Origin of the sequence: Streptomyces sp. NRRL S-378 (genome assembly GCF_000720645.1) — a bacterium.
In the GTDB taxonomy this organism is placed as follows: Bacteria; Actinomycetota; Actinomycetes; order Streptomycetales; family Streptomycetaceae; genus Streptomyces.
In genome coordinates, this window is the sequence record NZ_JOBX01000029.1 from 33868 (window position 1) to 49166 (window position 15299).

13 protein-coding genes are annotated in these 15299 nt (G+C 71.8%); 6 read left to right on the forward strand and 7 right to left on the reverse strand.

Annotated elements, in window-relative coordinates:
- Positions 1-36: 36 nt before the first annotated feature.
- Complete coding sequence (locus tag IH80_RS0120975; RefSeq protein ID WP_030962434.1) at positions 37-1287, reverse strand: PP2C family protein-serine/threonine phosphatase; 1251 nt, start codon at positions 1285-1287, stop codon at positions 37-39.
- 557 nt (positions 1288-1844) lie between these two features.
- Between IH80_RS0120975 and IH80_RS40935 the strand changes: the two genes are divergently transcribed.
- Together IH80_RS40935 and IH80_RS0120985 are read left to right on the forward strand one after the other, a co-directional pair.
- On the forward strand, positions 1845-2174 hold the full coding sequence (locus IH80_RS40935; protein ID WP_051809665.1) for an STAS domain-containing protein: 330 nt from the start codon (positions 1845-1847) through the stop codon (positions 2172-2174).
- Between the two features lie 310 nt (positions 2175-2484).
- Positions 2485-3531, forward strand: coding sequence for a fatty acid desaturase family protein (locus IH80_RS0120985; protein WP_030962438.1), 1047 nt, complete (start codon positions 2485-2487; stop codon positions 3529-3531).
- A 461-nt stretch (positions 3532-3992) separates the two neighbouring features.
- Here the strand turns inward: IH80_RS0120985 and IH80_RS47400 are convergent, their stop codons facing one another.
- Positions 3993-4160 carry a hypothetical protein gene (locus tag IH80_RS47400; protein ID WP_158943538.1) on the reverse strand — a complete coding sequence of 56 codons (168 nt, stop codon included), beginning with the start codon at positions 4158-4160 and terminating at the stop codon, positions 3993-3995.
- 166 nt (positions 4161-4326) lie between these two features.
- On the opposite strand from IH80_RS47400, the gene IH80_RS0120995 reads away from it, so the two are divergent.
- From IH80_RS0120995 to IH80_RS0121005, 3 genes are all read left to right on the forward strand, one after another.
- Positions 4327-5526, forward strand: a complete 1200-nt coding sequence (locus tag IH80_RS0120995; RefSeq protein ID WP_030962439.1) for a PP2C family protein-serine/threonine phosphatase — start codon at positions 4327-4329, stop codon at positions 5524-5526.
- 169 nt (positions 5527-5695) lie between these two features.
- Entirely contained in the window at positions 5696-6247 is a 552-nt protein-coding gene (locus IH80_RS0121000) for a DUF5994 family protein (protein WP_037880649.1), read from the forward strand.
- A 306-nt stretch (positions 6248-6553) separates the two neighbouring features.
- Complete coding sequence (locus tag IH80_RS0121005) at positions 6554-7396, forward strand: SDR family oxidoreductase (protein WP_030962443.1); 843 nt, start codon at positions 6554-6556, stop codon at positions 7394-7396.
- A 166-nt stretch (positions 7397-7562) separates the two neighbouring features.
- Here IH80_RS0121005 and IH80_RS0121010 read toward each other — a convergent pair whose 3' ends face one another.
- A complete protein-coding gene (locus tag IH80_RS0121010) occupies positions 7563-8540 on the reverse strand; it encodes a DUF1648 domain-containing protein (RefSeq protein ID WP_234432325.1) in 978 nt (325 codons plus the stop codon).
- Positions 8537-8884 carry a GntR family transcriptional regulator gene (locus IH80_RS0121015; RefSeq protein WP_030962445.1) on the reverse strand — a complete coding sequence of 116 codons (348 nt, stop codon included), beginning with the start codon at positions 8882-8884 and terminating at the stop codon, positions 8537-8539. Before IH80_RS0121015 ends, IH80_RS0121010 begins: the two co-directional genes overlap by 4 nt.
- A 308-nt stretch (positions 8885-9192) precedes the next feature.
- Here IH80_RS0121015 and IH80_RS0121020 point away from each other — a divergent pair, with 308 nt between their 5' ends.
- On the forward strand, positions 9193-11028 hold the full coding sequence (locus IH80_RS0121020) for a glycoside hydrolase family 15 protein (protein ID WP_030962447.1): 1836 nt from the start codon (positions 9193-9195) through the stop codon (positions 11026-11028).
- Positions 11029-11058: 30 nt separating this feature from the next.
- Here IH80_RS0121020 and IH80_RS0121025 read toward each other — a convergent pair whose 3' ends face one another.
- The 3 genes from IH80_RS0121025 to IH80_RS0121035 form a co-directional block, all read right to left on the reverse strand.
- The gene (locus IH80_RS0121025; protein ID WP_030962449.1) at positions 11059-11643 is read right to left on the reverse strand and encodes a DUF4291 domain-containing protein; all 585 of its coding nucleotides are present in this window, start codon (positions 11641-11643) and stop codon (positions 11059-11061) included.
- Positions 11644-11743: 100 nt separating this feature from the next.
- Positions 11744-13720: a copper resistance CopC/CopD family protein gene (locus IH80_RS0121030; protein WP_063757319.1), complete on the reverse strand. Its 1977-nt coding sequence runs from the start codon at positions 13718-13720 to the stop codon at positions 11744-11746.
- Between the two features lie 310 nt (positions 13721-14030).
- Positions 14031-14792 (reverse strand): DUF1775 domain-containing protein, encoded by a 762-nt coding sequence (locus IH80_RS0121035; protein ID WP_037880676.1) that lies wholly within the window; start codon positions 14790-14792, stop codon positions 14031-14033.
- Between the last annotated feature and the right edge of the window lie 507 nt (positions 14793-15299).

Below are 15299 nucleotides of genomic sequence, written 5' to 3' on the forward strand. Positions count from 1 at the left end.
CGCTCGCGCACCCACGCCGGACGAGCCTGCCGCTCCCTACGCGCCCAGGTTGCGCCGTCCGGTCCTCGACGGTCGTGAGGCGTCGGCGAGGTCGGCGCCGGTGGCCGCGTCGCGCTGCGAGTTGCCGACGCCACGCCAGTCCAGGCACATGACGGTCGCATCGTCGTCCAGATGGCCGTCACCGGTGTCCACGATCGCCCCGATGAGGGTGCGGGCGGCTTCCCGGGGATGCAGGGCGCGGGTGCGGACGATCAGGTCCGACAGGTCGAGGTGTTCGGCGTTGCGCTCCAGCATGCCGTCCGTCAGCATCACCAGCCGGTCACCCGGCCGCAAGTCCAGCGTCTGCACCCGGTAGCTGCCGGCCGGCGAGGCATAGACATGGAGGCCGAACGGTCGATCGACCTCGGGAACGATCTCCTCTACCTGCCCGTTGCGCATCCGCAGCGGCCAGGGATGCCCGGCGTTGACGAACTCGGCCCGGCCGTCGAGCAGACTGATGCGCAGGAGCTGACCGGTGACGTAACCGCCACGGCCGTGATCGCGCATGGCCTGATCGGCCTGGCGGGCCTGTTCCTCGAGACCGGCACCCGCCCGCCGCGCCCGCCGCAGGGCACCCACGACCAGGGTGGCCAGCAGCGCGGCGTCGACGTCGTGGCCCATGGCGTCGGTGACGGACAGCTGAACCGTATCCCGGTCGATCACATAGTCGAAGGTGTCGCCCCCGACGTGGTCAGCGGGTTCCAGGGCACCTGCGACCGCGAACTGTGCCGCCTCACACGCGAGCGACGCCGGGAGCAGCCGGTGCTGGATCTCCGCGGCCAGACTCAGCGGTTTGGTGAGCCGGCCCCACTGGTACACATCGGTGTGCGACCGGTTGGCGATGACGATGTACGCCAGTGCGTGCGCGGTCTCACTGATCGCCCGCATCATTTCGTCGCCCGGAGCCGCAGGCAGGGACAGCTCCAGGAGCCCGATGGCATCCCCGCGATTGGTCACCGGGGCGACGACCCGCACCAGCTCGCCGTCGCCCCGGTCCTCCACCTGTGGCCGCTGGCTGCGGATCACGTCGTCGTACAGGGTCCCCCGCAGCCGGATGCGCGCGGCCGGCTCGTCCGTATCGAAGCTGCCCGCAGCCCCCAGCCGTACGACCGAACCGCCCGTGAAGTCAGCGATCAGGAACGATACCGAAGCTGCCCCGAGGTGCTCCTTGAGCATGCGCGCGACCACATCGAGCGACTCCACGGGCGCCGCGGCCTCAGCAGCCTCCAACGTCCCCGCCAACGTCATCGCCCTGCCCGGGCGGTCCCGGCTGATGGGGTGCCGAGGGGCCTGCACCTCGTCCGGCTCTCCTGCGGTCACAACGACCCCTTATGGCGTGATGGCGGCCGGGACTCAGCCCCGGATCGGCAAGACCCGCGCCAAGGCGGCGTCGCACAGTCACATTGCATCACGGAACTCCAGGAGGCCGGGGATCCCGCAGCCGCGCGGCAACGAGTCCAGGCGTCGGTTCGGCTCCGGGTCGCCCCTGCCCCTCCTACCAGGGGAGTCTCGCGCAGATGTTGCCGCCGCCGACTGACCCGTCCTCACGTCCCCGGCCGCGGCAGGCGGCCGGGAGCCCCGCCGGTCCCGGACCAGGCGGTCTGGTGCTCCCGGGCCCGGCGTGACATGCTCAAGCCGAACCAGCCTGGTCTGGTGGGAGACCCCGCACGCTTGAAGATGACCGGCGGTACGGGTGGTCTCGCTCGGCTGTGAGCGGCCTTCCGACGGCTGCACGCTTGACGGCCTCCTCCGCGCACGCCGGGAGCCGACCGTAATGGGCTTCGATCCCGAACGGCGGACCAGCCATGCCCCCCTTCAAGCTCGACCTCGACGTCAGCGCACAACCCGACGTGACGATCATGACCGTGGCAGGCGAACTCGACATGACCACCTGCCGCTACGTCACCCGGGCCACCGACTACCTGATCCTGCAGGGGCGGACCCTCGCCCTCGACCTGTCGGCCTTGACCTACATGGACTCCAGCGGCCTCGACATGCTCCTCACCCTGCGCAACCGCGCACGTACCGAGTACGGCGTGCTGCACTTGTACGGCGTCCCGCGCCAGGCGCTGCGCATCCTCGACCTCACCGGCACCCGCGGTCTCTTCACCCTGCGCCCCTGCCTCACCCCATGAGGTCCGCGCTTGCAGCCGGGTGGGCCGCTGTACCGAGGAGCTGCGCACGCGGCAGTCACTCCGGCGCTGCGCCCCTGACCTTCCGGCACGTGGTGCCCCCCCCTGAGCCGCCGGTCGGTGCCCCGGGCCGGAGGCGGGTCGCCCGAGGCCGGAATGATGGCGCGGGCAGTGAGTACGTCGATGCCGGAATCCCGGGTATGCGCAGTACGACGGGGAGCGTCACCGGCGAGCCGGAGGTGCCCCGGAACAGGGCGTTCGCGGGTTCCGTGGCCGCTCCTCCGAGCATGACTACGGAAAGCGAATCCTGATCATGAATGCCTCCCAGACGGTACGTCCCCCTCCCGCACGGGCGGATTCGGGGAGCGACTTCGCCCGACTCTCCCGGAAGATCCAAGAGGCGGGTCTCATGGCCCGGCGCCCCGGGTACTACGCACTGCGCATCGCGGCCGTGACGGCCCTGTACGCCGCCGGGTGGACTGCCTTCTTCCTGATCGGCGACAGCTGGTGGACGCTGTCGGCGGCTGCCTTCCTCGCCGTCGTGTTCGGGCAGGTGGCCCTGCTCGCGCACGACCTGGCCCACCGGCAGGTGTTCCGACTGCGCAAGGCCAGCGAGCTGTCCGGGCGCATCGCCGGCAACTTCGGCATCGGCATGGGATACGGCTGGTGGCAGGACAAGCACACCCGTCACCACGCCAACCCCAACCACGAGGAGCTCGACCCCGACCTCGACCCGGACATCCTCGTCTGGACGCAGGACCAGGCCCGCGTGGCCAGGGGACTCCCGCGGCTGCTCGGCCGCTCGCAGGCGTACCTCTTCTTCCCGCTGCTCACGCTGGAGGGGTTCAACCTGCACGTGTCCGGCGTGCGGTCGCTGTTCGACCGCTCGCTGAAGCACCGCATGTGGGAGGGCGCGCTGCTCGCCGCGCACATCGCCGCCTATCTCGGCGCGCTGTTGCTGGTGCTGCCGCCCGGCAAGGCGGTGGTGTTCCTCCTGGTCCACCAGTGCCTCTTCGGTGTCTACCTCGGCTCGATCTTCGCCCCGAACCACAAAGGCATGCCGGTCCTGCGGGGCGACGAGCGGCCCGACTTCCTGAGGCGCCAGGTCCTCACCTCCCGCGACGTGCGCGGAGGCCGGTTCACTGACGTCCTCCTGGGCGGTCTCAACTACCAGATCGAGCACCACCTCTTCCCGAGCATGCCCAGCCCGCACCTGCGGAGGGCCCAGACCATCGTCCGCGCGTACTGCCAGGAGCTCGGAGTCAGCTACCTGGAGACCGGTCTGGTCGACTCCTACCGGCAGACCCTTGCCAGCCTCCACGCGGCCGGAGCCCCCCTCAGAGCGGCGGGGACCACCTGACTGCGGCCACGGAGAATGGATGTCGCGGAGGTGAGGAGGTGAGATCTCGCCGGAGTGTGCGCCGGTGCCGGCGGGGGCGCCGTGTCCACGGTGAGGTGGAGGCGTCCACAGCGAGGCGCAGGCGGGTGGTGCCGTCGCGGCCGGGACCGTGTGGTCGGCTCAAGACCGCTGATCGGAGCACGAGTTGTTCCCGGTGGTCGGCACCCGTGTGGCGGGCTTCTGACCAGGGGTATTCACCGGTGGGCGGGTCGCCGGGAGCGGGAGCGCCGCGAAAGGACGACAGGTCCCACACCTCGCCCGGCCGGCACCGCACCGGTGCCGACGAGTGACGCGGTACGGCCCCACCCCTGATTCCGGGACGGACGACGGCCCGGCCGCCGCGCGGCCCTCGAAATCGAGCCGCTTGACGGGCAGTTCGTGCCCCTCATCTTCACGGCGGGGGAGGATCTTGCCGCTCCGACCTACTTCCCGATGTCGTTACCGGCGTCGCCGTCGAGGGTGTCGTTGCCCTCGTTTCCGTTGAGGGTGTCGATCCCCGGTCCGCCGCTGACGGCGTGGGTTCCGCGGGGGAGGCGCCGGAAGCGAAAGCGCGTCGGGGCCGTGTGGCCTGCCGGGCCGACGGGGCGCATTCTTGAGGGTGAGACCCCCGGAAAGGGCTCGGGAGGTGCCTGACCGGTGCCGGCACGGGGTGGGGGCGTGGGTGCCTGCCCTCGCGCCACGGCCGTGGGTGCCCGCCCTCGCGCCACGGCGGTGCCGGACCAGGGTTGCGGAGCCCCGCCCGGTGGGAGGCACCTGATGGCAGCGGCACAGCGTAGGGATCCGGATCGCTCCGAGAGTTTCGGGGAGGAGCTGTTGGGCGGGCTCCTGGACCTCGCCCCACACCTGCCGCCCCATATGGTCGGTCCGGCAGTCGCCGGCGCACTGGCCCGCCTGGGAGGGCGGCAGGTACAGCTCCTTCTCCAGGACTACGGGCAGGAGAAGCTGGTTCCGCTGGAGGGCGAGGGGCTGGCGGGTGGTGCACCGCTGTGCATCGACCGCTCGGATGCGGGTCGGTGCTTTCTCGGCTCCCGACCGGTCGAGGTGGTGCTGGGCGACGGGGTGCGCGTCTTCGTGCCGTTGTGGGACGGCGGCGACCAGGCGGGCGTCCTGGCCGTCACACTGGACCGGCTCGATGACGAAGACCGCCGGATCCTGCGCAGGATCGCAGGTCTGGTCGCCGACGTGATAGAGACCAAGAGCGGCTATACCGACCTGTTCTTCCGCACCCGTCGCGGCCGGCCGATGAGCGTTGCAGCGGAGATCCAGTGGTCCCTGATGCCGCCCCTTTCCATGGTGACGCCGCGCGTCGCCATCGCGGGAGTCCTGGAGCCCGCCTACGACGTGGCGGGCGACAGCTTCGACTACGCACTGAACGGTGACACCTTCCACCTCGCCATGATCGACGCCATGGGCCACGGCCTGAACGCGGCCACCATGGCGACTGTGGCGATCGGCGCATACCGGCACGCCCGCCGGATCAGCATCGAGCTCTCCGAGATCTACCTCTTCATGGACCGGGCAGTGGCGGAGCAGTTCGCGCCCGACCATTTCGTCACCGCCCAGATGATGCGCATCGATACGGACACGGGCCGTCTGCAGTGGGTCAATGCCGGGCACCCCGCCCCCATGCTGGTCCGCGGGCACCGCGTCGTGCGCCGCCTGGACAGTCCCACGACCCTGCCCGTCGGTTTCGGAGGAGCGCAGCCGCAGGTCAGCGAGGTGACGCTCGAACCAGGGGACCACATCCTCTGCTTCACCGACGGGCTGATCGAAGAACACCAAAGCGGGCAGGATCAGTTCGGCGAGGATCAGCTGATCCAATGGGTGAACCAACTGGAGGGCACGGACCGAGCGGTCCGCGCAGTCGCACGGGACCTTTCCCACACGCTGAAACGGGCACGCGGCGACGTGACATCGGACGACGCCACCCTCGTCCTGGTCGAATGGCGCGGGTGACGGAGGGCGGGATGGCCGCCGGTACTCCTGAAACCCCTGTCATGTCCCGCCGCGGAGTACGCTGGAGATACCGGGAGTACCTCGTGCACCCGCACCCACGCGGACGTCGTTTCCGGCGATCAAGCCATTGCCCCGCCCGGCAGGGCGGTCCGGAAATGAGTCCACGATCATGACTGCCACCCCTTTCCTGATCCCTGCGCGCTTGGCCCTGACGCCGGCAACCGCCCTCGCGGGCCTGTTGGACGGCGCCTGGTGGCCCAGGTCGCGTGATCTCGCAGCCGAACTCCCGCCGCTGGCCGAAGCGCTGGAACACCGCTTCGGCCGCATCACCCGCATCACGGGCAACCCCACCTGCTGGCCCCTGGTTCCGCACAAGGTCGCCGTTCAAGGACACACCGTGCACGTGGGATGGTTCACGGAACAGGATGCCGACAAGATGATCCTGCTCTCCTACGCCGTCGGCCGCTGCGACCTGTTGGTGATCCCGCCGGAGACCGAGCCGGACGCGGCGGCCCGGCTCATGAGCGCCGCTGCCCTCCCGGGCAACGTCCGGGCCGTCGGCGCCCTGATGACCGACGAAGCCGAAATCGGCCTCCGCATCCGAAACGCGGACAGGAGTGAGGACGCCCGCCAAGCGGAAGGCCGGACTGCCGCCACGCCCCCTCAGCACCCGGTCGTCGGCGCGCGGATGATCGAGCTCCCGTGGTACCTGCGGAGGTGACGGGGAGACGTCCTCTGCGGTCCGAGCCTCTGCGGCCCGAGCGTCTGGATGCCCGGCTTCGGCCGTGCTGCGCGCAGATTCCCTGTCGCCGCGGTGGGGGATGGGTCCTGGTGCGTCCCCTCCTGACCGCTTGTCCGCGGCGACCGCGACCGGCCACCTGACCCCGAGACCGAGGGGTGTGCGCCCTTCCGTGCGCCCCCGCGCCTCCGCGCGCCCCTGCGGGAGGTGCTGACCGCGGCGTCTCGCGCCCCGACCATGGCCGTCACCACCACGGTCCGAAAGCGGCTCAACTGTCACGGGGGAACGATGGGACGACGACGCTGGCTGATCACCGGATGCTCCTCCGGGCTCGGGCACGCGCTGGCCGAGGCCGCGGCGCGGGCCGGGCACGAGGTGGCGGTCACCGCACGCAAGACCGCGGACCTGGAGGACCTCGCCGCCACCCGGCTGGGCCGCATCGTGCCGATCCCGCTCGAACTGCGGGACGCAGCCTCCTGCGAAGAGGCCGTGCGGCGCGCCGCTGACCGTCTGGGCGGCATCGACGTCCTGGTCAACAACGCCGGTGCCGGGCTGTTCGGCGCGGTCGAGGAGGTCTCGGACGCCGAGCTGCGCGACCAGTTGGAGACCCTGGTGGTGGGCCCGTGGCGGCTCACCCGGCTCGTCCTGCCGCTGATGCGGGCCCAGGGCCACGGGCACGTCGTCAACGTCTCCTCCGTGGTCGGCCGCATGGCGTTCCCGGGGCTGGCCGCCTACGTCGCCGGCAAGCACGCTCTGGAGGGCATGAGCCAGGCCCTGGCCGTCGAGGGCTCCCCGCACGGCATCCGCGTGACGGTGATCGAGCCGGGCATGTTCGCCACGCGGTACAGCACCTCCATGACGCAGGCGCACCGGCGGATCCCGGCCTACGACGTCACCAACCGCGAGATGCTCGACGGGGCACGGGGCCTGGCGGACAACCCGGAGACCGGTCGCCCAGAGGACTTCGCCGCGCGGGTCCTGGGCGTCGTCGAGGCCGAGGGCCCCACTCCGCTGCGCGTCCCGGTCGGTGAGGACGCGTACGGCTACCTGGAGGTGGCCGACGAGGCCTGGCACGAGGAGTTCGCCGCGGCCCGGACCCTCACCCAGGGAACTCCTCCGTCGTCGGCGTGAGTACGGCGGCCCGGCGGCGTCGATGACGAGCTGCGGAAAACCAGTCGGCCACGACGCGGGAGCGCTGCCACTGTCTGGCCGCGACCATGATCAAAACGATTCTCCCGTACTGGTGCCCTGCGGCCGGGGTGCCGCGGTGGCGGCGGCGGTCATTCCGCCGAAAGTGCTATTGGGGCCGCCCGGCGGAAAGGGTGTTGAGGAGCGCCGCCCCTCGCTCGGCGTCGTCGACGCTCACGGCGAACTCGGCTCCCTTGCGCGGGTGGACGACCAGGCACTCGCCGGCCCGGAGCATCACGGTGGTGCCCAGACCGCTCAGCCGGTACCCCCAGCCGCCGGCCTGGGCCGGAGTCCGCGACTCGGCGCGCGAGGACTCGATGTCCTGCGGCGCCCAGCGGCGCGCCGGCCAGCCAAGGGGGCCGAACGCCACCTCCAGGCCCTTCTGTGTCACCCGTGCCTGTACCGAGGAGAAGGCCAGGGTCAGGACCGAGGCGAGCGCGAAGGGGGTGACGACCGCCCACTGCATGCCGGTGAGCAGGCCTCCGGCGGCGGCGAGGGCGGCGGCGAGCGCCGCGACGCCGGTGACGGCCGCGACGAGGTGCAGCCAGGGGTTGGTGGTGCGGGAGAGCCAGACGAGACGCTGCCCCGCAGGGATCTCCAGGGATGCGCCCGCGTCGGGTTCGGCGGCGGGGGCAGGGAGTTCGCCACGGCGCCCGGCGATCCAGCCGAGCGCGCCTGCGGCCAGCGCGGCCACGAAGGTAAGGGTGATGCCCAGACCCACGGAACCCGCCTCCCGCCAGTCGGCGCGGTCCAGGTTCGCGCGGACGATCGACGCCTGGGTACCCGCCATGAAGACGCCGGTGAACGCCAGTGCCGCCCCGGTCCACGACGGGGTCGGTGCGTGCGTGCGCCGCGTCATGAGGACGGTGCCGAGCGCCAGTGCGGCCCATATGAGGGCCGGGAACGCGGAAGCCGCCCACACCGGCATCGACCCGTCCGGCGCCGCGCCGCCCCAGTGCGTGGCCACCCGCTCGGGCAGTCGGCCGCTCGTGGCCAGGGGCAGTGCGGCCAGCAGGGCGAGGACGCCTGCGATCCACACGGCCGCCCCCCATGCGCCGCCGCCCGGTCGCTTCATACGGTCAGTCACGAAAGCCCCCTGATCATTTCAATGAGATCGGTCTTGCTGTAGCCCAGTCGTGCCGCGTCGGCCACCAACTCCCGTGCCCGCTCGAGCAGCTCGGACCGTTGTCCCGCGCCCTGGGCCACGGTGACGCCGCGACCCCGGCGGAACTCCAGTACCCCTTCGTCCCGCAGGGCCCGCAGACCTCGGAGCACGGTGTTGGCGTTCACGCCCAGTGCCAGGGAGAGGTCCCGGGCCGGTGGTAGCCGATCTCCCGGCGCGCACTCTCCTTCGGCGATGGCGCGACGGATGGCTCCCGCCACCTGTTCGTGGAGGGGCCGGCTGTCTGTGGTGTCCAGTCTCAGCAGCATGATGCTAGTGAGAGTAGCACCAGGTTCGTCATGTCGCTGGGGTGGGAGATGCGGCGGGACTCGATGTGGGTGTCATCTTCGAACCCGCCCCGGAAGGGGCCGCTCCTCGTCCCGGCACTGAGCCGCCCGCAGGAGCACATGCACGACCCGGCCGGCCTGGCGCCGCCCCGCATGAGTACATTGACGCCCCGGCCGGCCTGGCTGCGCCGGCTGCGAGGGCGTCCGGGGGCGATCTACCATGAGAGCGATGTCTTCTCGATCCCCGCGCCTGCCCGCAGCCCGACGGCAGGGGCGGTAGGGAGGCCGGTATGGCATTCGGGAACGGATCCGGCGGCGACGCGGACGGCTCGCGCTACCTGCCGATCTCCGAGCACGGCCTGATCGGTGATCTTCGGACCGCCGCGCTCGTGGGGACGAACGGCACGATCGACTGGTACTGCTGTCCGCGTTTCGACGCCCCGAGCGTGTTCGCGTCGATCCTCGACGCCGACCGGGGTGGATCGTGGGAGCTGGCCGCCGAGGTGCCGGCGCGGAGGCGGCAGTTCTACTTCCCCGACACCAACGTGCTGATCACCCGGTTCTACGCGGCCGACGGGGTCGCGGAGATCCAGGACTTCATGCCGGTCGTGGACGAGTCGCGCGAAGCGGCCCGGCACCGGCTGATCCGGCGGGTGGTCTGCGTCCGCGGCACCCTTCCGTTCCGAGCGAGGGTGGCTCCCCGCTTCGGCTACGGCGCCGAAGCGCACACCGTGCACGCGCAGGCCCACGAGGCCGTCTTCACGTGCCCGTCGATCTCACTGGCACTGACCTCCACCGCACCGCTCGAAACCGACGGCACGGACGTGTGGTCGCACTTCAAACTCCTCGAAGGCGAGTCCGTGGTGTTCGCCCTCGACGAGATCGGTGACGGCGTGCGCCCGCGAGCCTGCCCGCGTGCCGAGGCGCAGGAGCAGTTCGAGGCGACCGTCCGCTTCTGGTCGAGCTGGCTGAGCCGCTCCCGTTACCGCGGCCGGTGGCGGGAGATGGTGAACCGTTCCGCCCTGACGCTGAAGCTGCTGACCTACGTGCCGACCGGTGCGATCGTCGCCGCACCGACGACGAGCCTTCCCGAGCGGATCGGCGGTGAACGCAACTGGGACTACCGGTACGTGTGGGTTCGCGACGCAGCCTTCTGCGTCTACGCCATGCTCCGGCTCGGCTTCACCGCGGAGGCCGAGGCTTTCATGGGCTTCCTGTCCGAACGGTGCATCGCACCGGGCGCCGGCCCCGCCGGCCCGCTGCAGATCATGTACGGCATCGACGGGCGCAGCGACCTGCCCGAGGCCGAGCTGTCCCACCTGGAGGGGTACCTGGGATCCGCTCCGGTGCGGGTCGGCAACGCCGCCACCGGACAGCTCCAACTGGACATCTACGGAGCGCTGATCGACTCCGTCTACCTGTACGACAAGTGGGGGCGGCCCATCAGCAGCGACCACTGGGACGAGGTCGGCGTCGTGGTGGACTGGCTCTGCGACAACTGGGACCAGCCCGACGAGGGCGTCTGGGAGACCAGGGGAGGCCGGAAGGACTTCGTCTACTCACGACTGATGTGCTGGGTGGCGATCGAACGGGCCATCCGGATGGCCAACCGGCGCGGCCTGCCGGGCGATCTGCCGCGCTGGCAGCGGAGCCGGGACGCGATCTACCGGCAGATCATGCGGGAAGGCTGGTCGGCCGAGCGCGGGGCGTTCGTCCAGGGGCTGGGCGACGACGTGCTCGACGCTTCCGTACTGATGATGCCGATGGCCAAGTTCATCGCGCCCACCGACCCCAAGTGGCTCTCGACGCTCGACGCCCTGACCAGCGAACTGGTCTCCGACTCGCTGGTCTACCGTTACGATCCCGGGGCCAGCCCGGACGGTCTGCGCGGCTCCGAGGGCACGTTCTCGATCTGCTCCTTCTGGTACGTCGAGGCGCTCACCCGCGCCGGACGCCTGGACGAAGCCCGGCTGGCCTTCGAGAAGATGCTCACCTACGCCAATCACGTGGGCCTCTACGCGGAGGAGATCGGCCGGAGCGGGGAGCAACTCGGCAACTTCCCGCAGGCGTTCACCCACCTTTCGCTGATCAGTGCCGCCTTCAACCTCGACCGTGCCCTTGGCTGAGTCGTGCGCGGGACCGGCCGGCGCACGAACTCACCCCACCCGCCCGGCCCGCCGCGTCGGGGAGAGGTGCGCTTCCAGGCCGCTCGGTGTCGGGTAGACGCGCTCCGTGGGCAGGAGGCGCTGAGCCTGGGCGGTGCGTCCGCCGCGTACGAGCGCCGCGGCCTTGCGGACCTGCGGGGTGAGGTCCGTGATGCCGACGACCCAGTCCTCGGCGAAGGTGCGGATCAGGTGGCGGCCGATGCCGACCTGGATGCTGTAGTGGTTCAGAGCCGCTCCGCGCACCGAACGCTCGGGATCCCACTGGAGGTGCACGGCGGCCTGTGCCACCGCGGTCGGGTCCGCGGTCGTCCGTACGGACCGGGAAAGAGCCTCTTCCCAGCCCTCTCGCGTCATCCGCACGGCGAGGACACGCTCCTGCCCCGGCTTGTGGGCCCAGTTGCTGCGATGCATCAGCCACAGGAACGAGGGCTTGATCCACGTCATCCGCCGGAACGAGAACGGCGGGACGAAACGTCCCGCCCGCAGCGCGGCATCGGCGATCGCGTCCGCATATGCCTGGTAGACCACGATGGTGCGGGCATCGTAGTCGGCGCGGACCTGGTACTGCGGCGTCATGCACCGCACCTTGTCACCCGCCCCGCCGGTGCCGCCAACGGTTTCCATGGGCCGGGCGGCCGGGGCGGCCGGGGCGGCCGGGGCGGCGCCGTCGGGGCGGCTACGTGATGCGGACGGTTCCGTGCACGGTGACCTGGTCGATGTCGGTCGTACGCACCACGATGTCGAGGTTCCACTCGCCGGCCATGGGCAGTCGCAGGTCGTAGGTGGCCCAATACCCCTTCTGGTTCTTCAGCTTGGCGTCGAGGGGGCCGATGCCCGACGCGCGCTGGGTGAGCGTGAGGCGGAGCTCGGGAACGGTCGCGAGGCCGCCGTCCTCGCTGAACACCACCGCCTCGACCGTGTTCTCGCCGACGCGGCCGGGCGCCAGGGTGATCTGGACCTGGCCGCGGTGGTTGGCGGTTCCCATGTCGAACGGGACGGTGACCACCTTGGCCTGCGGTTCCTGCCCGACGGCGACCGAGGCGGACTCGGAGGCCGCGGCGCGGCTGGGCTGGGTACCCGTGAGCAGGGTCGTGATCGCCAGGACCACCACACCGAGTACCGCCTCGGCCGCGACGGTGCGGCGCAGGCCGCGCCGGTACTGCTCGGGCTGTTCCACGGGCGAGGGCCCGGCACTGTCGCCGTCGCGGTCGATGCCGCCGTCGCCGTCGCCGCCGTCGCGGTCGATGCCGCCGATGCCGTCGGCCCGGCCTTCCGCGGCGGCATCGGGGCCGCCGCTCCCGCCCGTCACCTCCCGGGGACCGGAGCCGCCGACCAACTGCGCCACGCAAACCACTTCGGGCTCGGGCGTCCGCTGCGCCGCCCCGGCGGGTTCGCGCTCCTGGAGGAGGCGGGCAGCCGCCCGGCGGGAGTACGACGCCACGTACAGCACGAGGACCACGGCGGCGACCTTCACCACGAGGGTCCTGCCGTACGAGGTACCGGTCAGCGCCTCCCACGAACCGACCTGCCGCCAGGACTGGTACAGCCCCGTGCCGACCAGCACGGCGACCGCGCGGAAGGCCAGCGTCGCGAAGCGCGCCACCGCGGGCGCGGGGAGCACGTGGCCGCCCGGCCCCCGGTCCCGCAGGGCGATCACCAGGGTGATCAGACCGCCCAACCAGACGCCCATGGCCACCAGATGGAGCGCGGCGACCGGTATGGCCAGCGGCACCTGCAGCCCGGCGGAGGCGTGTTCGGCGGTGGCCCAGGTGAGGGCCAGGCCCAGGGCGAGCGCCGTCCCGGCCATACGGAACCGGACGCCGAAGTCCGGCGGTTGTGATCCGTCGCCCTCGCGGACGGGTCGCACGGCCGGGTGCCACCGCATCGCGGCGGCGGCCGCGAGCAGCAGGGCGAGCCGGACGAGGAACGCGATCCCGGGCTTCCCGGTGGCGGTCCGGGCCAGCCGGGCCAGGTCGAACGCCGATGCCAGCGAGCCCGCCGCCTCGTACGGGCCGCGGAGCAGGAGCAGGGCCACGGTGGCCACGACCAGGGTCGCCCACCCGGCGACGACCAGCCGCCGTACCGGGCGCAGCGCGACCGCCGCCGGCCAGCACAGGAGGATGAACGCGGCCGCTCCCACGAGGAGGGCGAGACCGCTGTAGGCGAGGTAGCGGAAGAAGCCGTAGAGGCGACCGACCGCCGTGTCGTCCGGCGAGTCGGTGGTCACCGTGGCGGCGGTCTGCGAGGGCCGGCCGAGGGAGAAGGTGAATGCGCCGGAGATCGGGTGCCCGTCGGCGGAGATGACCCGCCAGGCCACGGTGTAGGTGCCCTCGGGCAGTTCGCCGGACAGGTCCACGCGGGCCGTGTTCGCCTTGCCGTCGGCGTGCTGCGCCGGGCGGGGGTTGACGCGTTCGTTCGCCGGTGACAGCACCCTCAGCGCCTCGTCGGGGAAGCTGATGGACTCGGTGAAGGTGAGCGTGACCTGGCGGGGCGGTGTCTGCAGGACGCTGCCGTCGGCGGGATCGGAGCCGCTGAGCGCGGTGTGCGCGAGGGCGGGGGCGGCCCCGCCGAACAGCAGGGTCAGTACGGCGGCGACCAGTACCAGGACGGTCGGCTTCCTGCGAGGCGGTGATCCTGGTGATCCTGTGTGCATGACGGGCGGTCTCCGGGGTGGCGGTCGTGAGCGGGCGGCCATCGCCACCCGGGACTCGGCTCCGGCAGGGCGGGGACTGACGACGGGATGTGGACGATAGTGCTGCCGGACGGAGCACCGGGGCGGGTGCGCAACTTCGGCTAAAGCCCGGGCACGGGAGACCCGGTTCGGGCGTTCTCCCTGTACCTTGCACCCGCCGTCCGGGGCCGGCCTCCGGCGGGTACGGCGGGGGGTGGGTGCACGGCGCGGGCCGCCCGCACACCCGCTCTGCCTCGCCCCGCCCCGCTGCTGAGGACAGGCGGTCGGGCGGTCAGGCCTGGTTCCGGCTCTGACTGCGGCGCAGCCACCAGAAGGCGCCGACGGCCGCCGCCACCAGGACGGCCGCGACCGCACCGAGCACCGTTCCGGTGCCGCCGCTGCCCGTCTCCTCCGCGTCCGTGGCCTCCGCGTTCGAGGCCGCGGCCAGAGCGGACGGGTCCGCCGCCGACGGCTGTTCGGACGGGACCGCGCTCGGCGTCGTCGCCGGTGTCGGTGTCGGCGTCGGTGAGGGGCTGGGGGCGACCGGTTCGGCCCCGGGGGCCGGCGCCTTCAGCTCGAGTACGGGCGCCGGGTTGTCGACCTTCTCGCCGCCCGTGGGAACCTCGATCCAGCGGGAGACCTTGCCGTCGCCGTAGGTCTCCAGGGTCTTGAACGCCAGGGACTTCTCGTCGGGCAGCTGGCGCACGGTGATGCTGTACTCGGCATCGGTACCGATGGCCAGGGCCGCGCCACCGATGCTGTAGCCGTCCGGCGTGGCCGTCAGCTTCCACCCCTCGGGGGCGTCCTTCAGCGTCACGGCGTCCGGGGCGATGCCCTTCGGGAGCACGACCCGCAGCTCCGCGATCCCCGCGGAGTCAGACTCCGCCTCGGACGTGAAGGAGAGCGTGACGTTCTCGGCGAGGGCGCGCGGGTCGGAGGCGGTGACCCCGGCGTGCGCGGCGGCCGGACCGGCGCTCACGCCGAGGACCACCAGGGCGCCGAGGGCGGCCAGTCCCAGGCCGCGCGGACGGGGAAGGCTCTGTGTTCCGGTCATAAGGAAGAGCAACCTCTCGGTACGAGGGGATCGGGGGCCGTCTCCTGCGTACGCGGCCGGAGGTCCCCGACGCACCACCGAGTGACAGAGCGTCGTCGCGACCGCCTGCCGGACGGCCGGAACGCCGCGCGGCACGGGGGCGGTCCGCGGCCGGGGCCACGGCCGCGGCCGGTGGAGGGCGCCGAAGCCCGCGGCGGCGGCTGCGACGGCCCGCTGGATCCACCGGCCCACCGTCGCCGGCAGCCGGCTGAGCACCTGATCAGCCCGGTGCATGAGCAGGGCCATCGCGCAGGTGGCCACGCCATGGGCCGCCGCCATCGTCCACGTTCCGTGGTGTGCGGCGGCCTGCACAACGGCCAGATGATGGCCCGCGACGGCCAGTACCGAACTGAGCAGGGTGAACACGGCAGCCCGCAGCCACCGTCCGCCCTGCCGCCCGGGCTGCGGACACGGACGCGTCCTTGCACGGGCTCCGGCCATGTCCGGTCATCATCACCCGGCTTCGCC

Coding starts and splice junctions, on each gene's coding strand:
- IH80_RS0121030 (WP_063757319.1), bottom strand. CDS start 13,720: ATGCACACAGGATCACCAGGATCACCGCCTCGCAGGAAGCCGACCGTC.
- IH80_RS47400 (WP_158943538.1), bottom strand. CDS start 4,160: ATGCGCCCCGTCGGCCCGGCAGGCCACACGGCCCCGACGCGCTTTCGC.
- IH80_RS0121005 (WP_030962443.1), top strand. CDS start 6,554: ATGGGACGACGACGCTGGCTGATCACCGGATGCTCCTCCGGGCTCGGG.
- IH80_RS0121020 (WP_030962447.1), top strand. CDS start 9,193: ATGGCATTCGGGAACGGATCCGGCGGCGACGCGGACGGCTCGCGCTAC.
- IH80_RS0121025 (WP_030962449.1), bottom strand. CDS start 11,643: ATGACGCCGCAGTACCAGGTCCGCGCCGACTACGATGCCCGCACCATC.
- IH80_RS0121000 (WP_037880649.1), top strand. CDS start 5,696: ATGACTGCCACCCCTTTCCTGATCCCTGCGCGCTTGGCCCTGACGCCG.
- IH80_RS0120985 (WP_030962438.1), top strand. CDS start 2,485: ATGAATGCCTCCCAGACGGTACGTCCCCCTCCCGCACGGGCGGATTCG.
- IH80_RS0121035 (WP_037880676.1), bottom strand. CDS start 14,792: ATGACCGGAACACAGAGCCTTCCCCGTCCGCGCGGCCTGGGACTGGCC.
- IH80_RS0121015 (WP_030962445.1), bottom strand. CDS start 8,884: ATGCTGCTGAGACTGGACACCACAGACAGCCGGCCCCTCCACGAACAG.
- IH80_RS0120995 (WP_030962439.1), top strand. CDS start 4,327: ATGGCAGCGGCACAGCGTAGGGATCCGGATCGCTCCGAGAGTTTCGGG.
- IH80_RS40935 (WP_051809665.1), top strand. CDS start 1,845: ATGCCCCCCTTCAAGCTCGACCTCGACGTCAGCGCACAACCCGACGTG.
- IH80_RS0120975 (WP_030962434.1), bottom strand. CDS start 1,287: ATGACGTTGGCGGGGACGTTGGAGGCTGCTGAGGCCGCGGCGCCCGTG.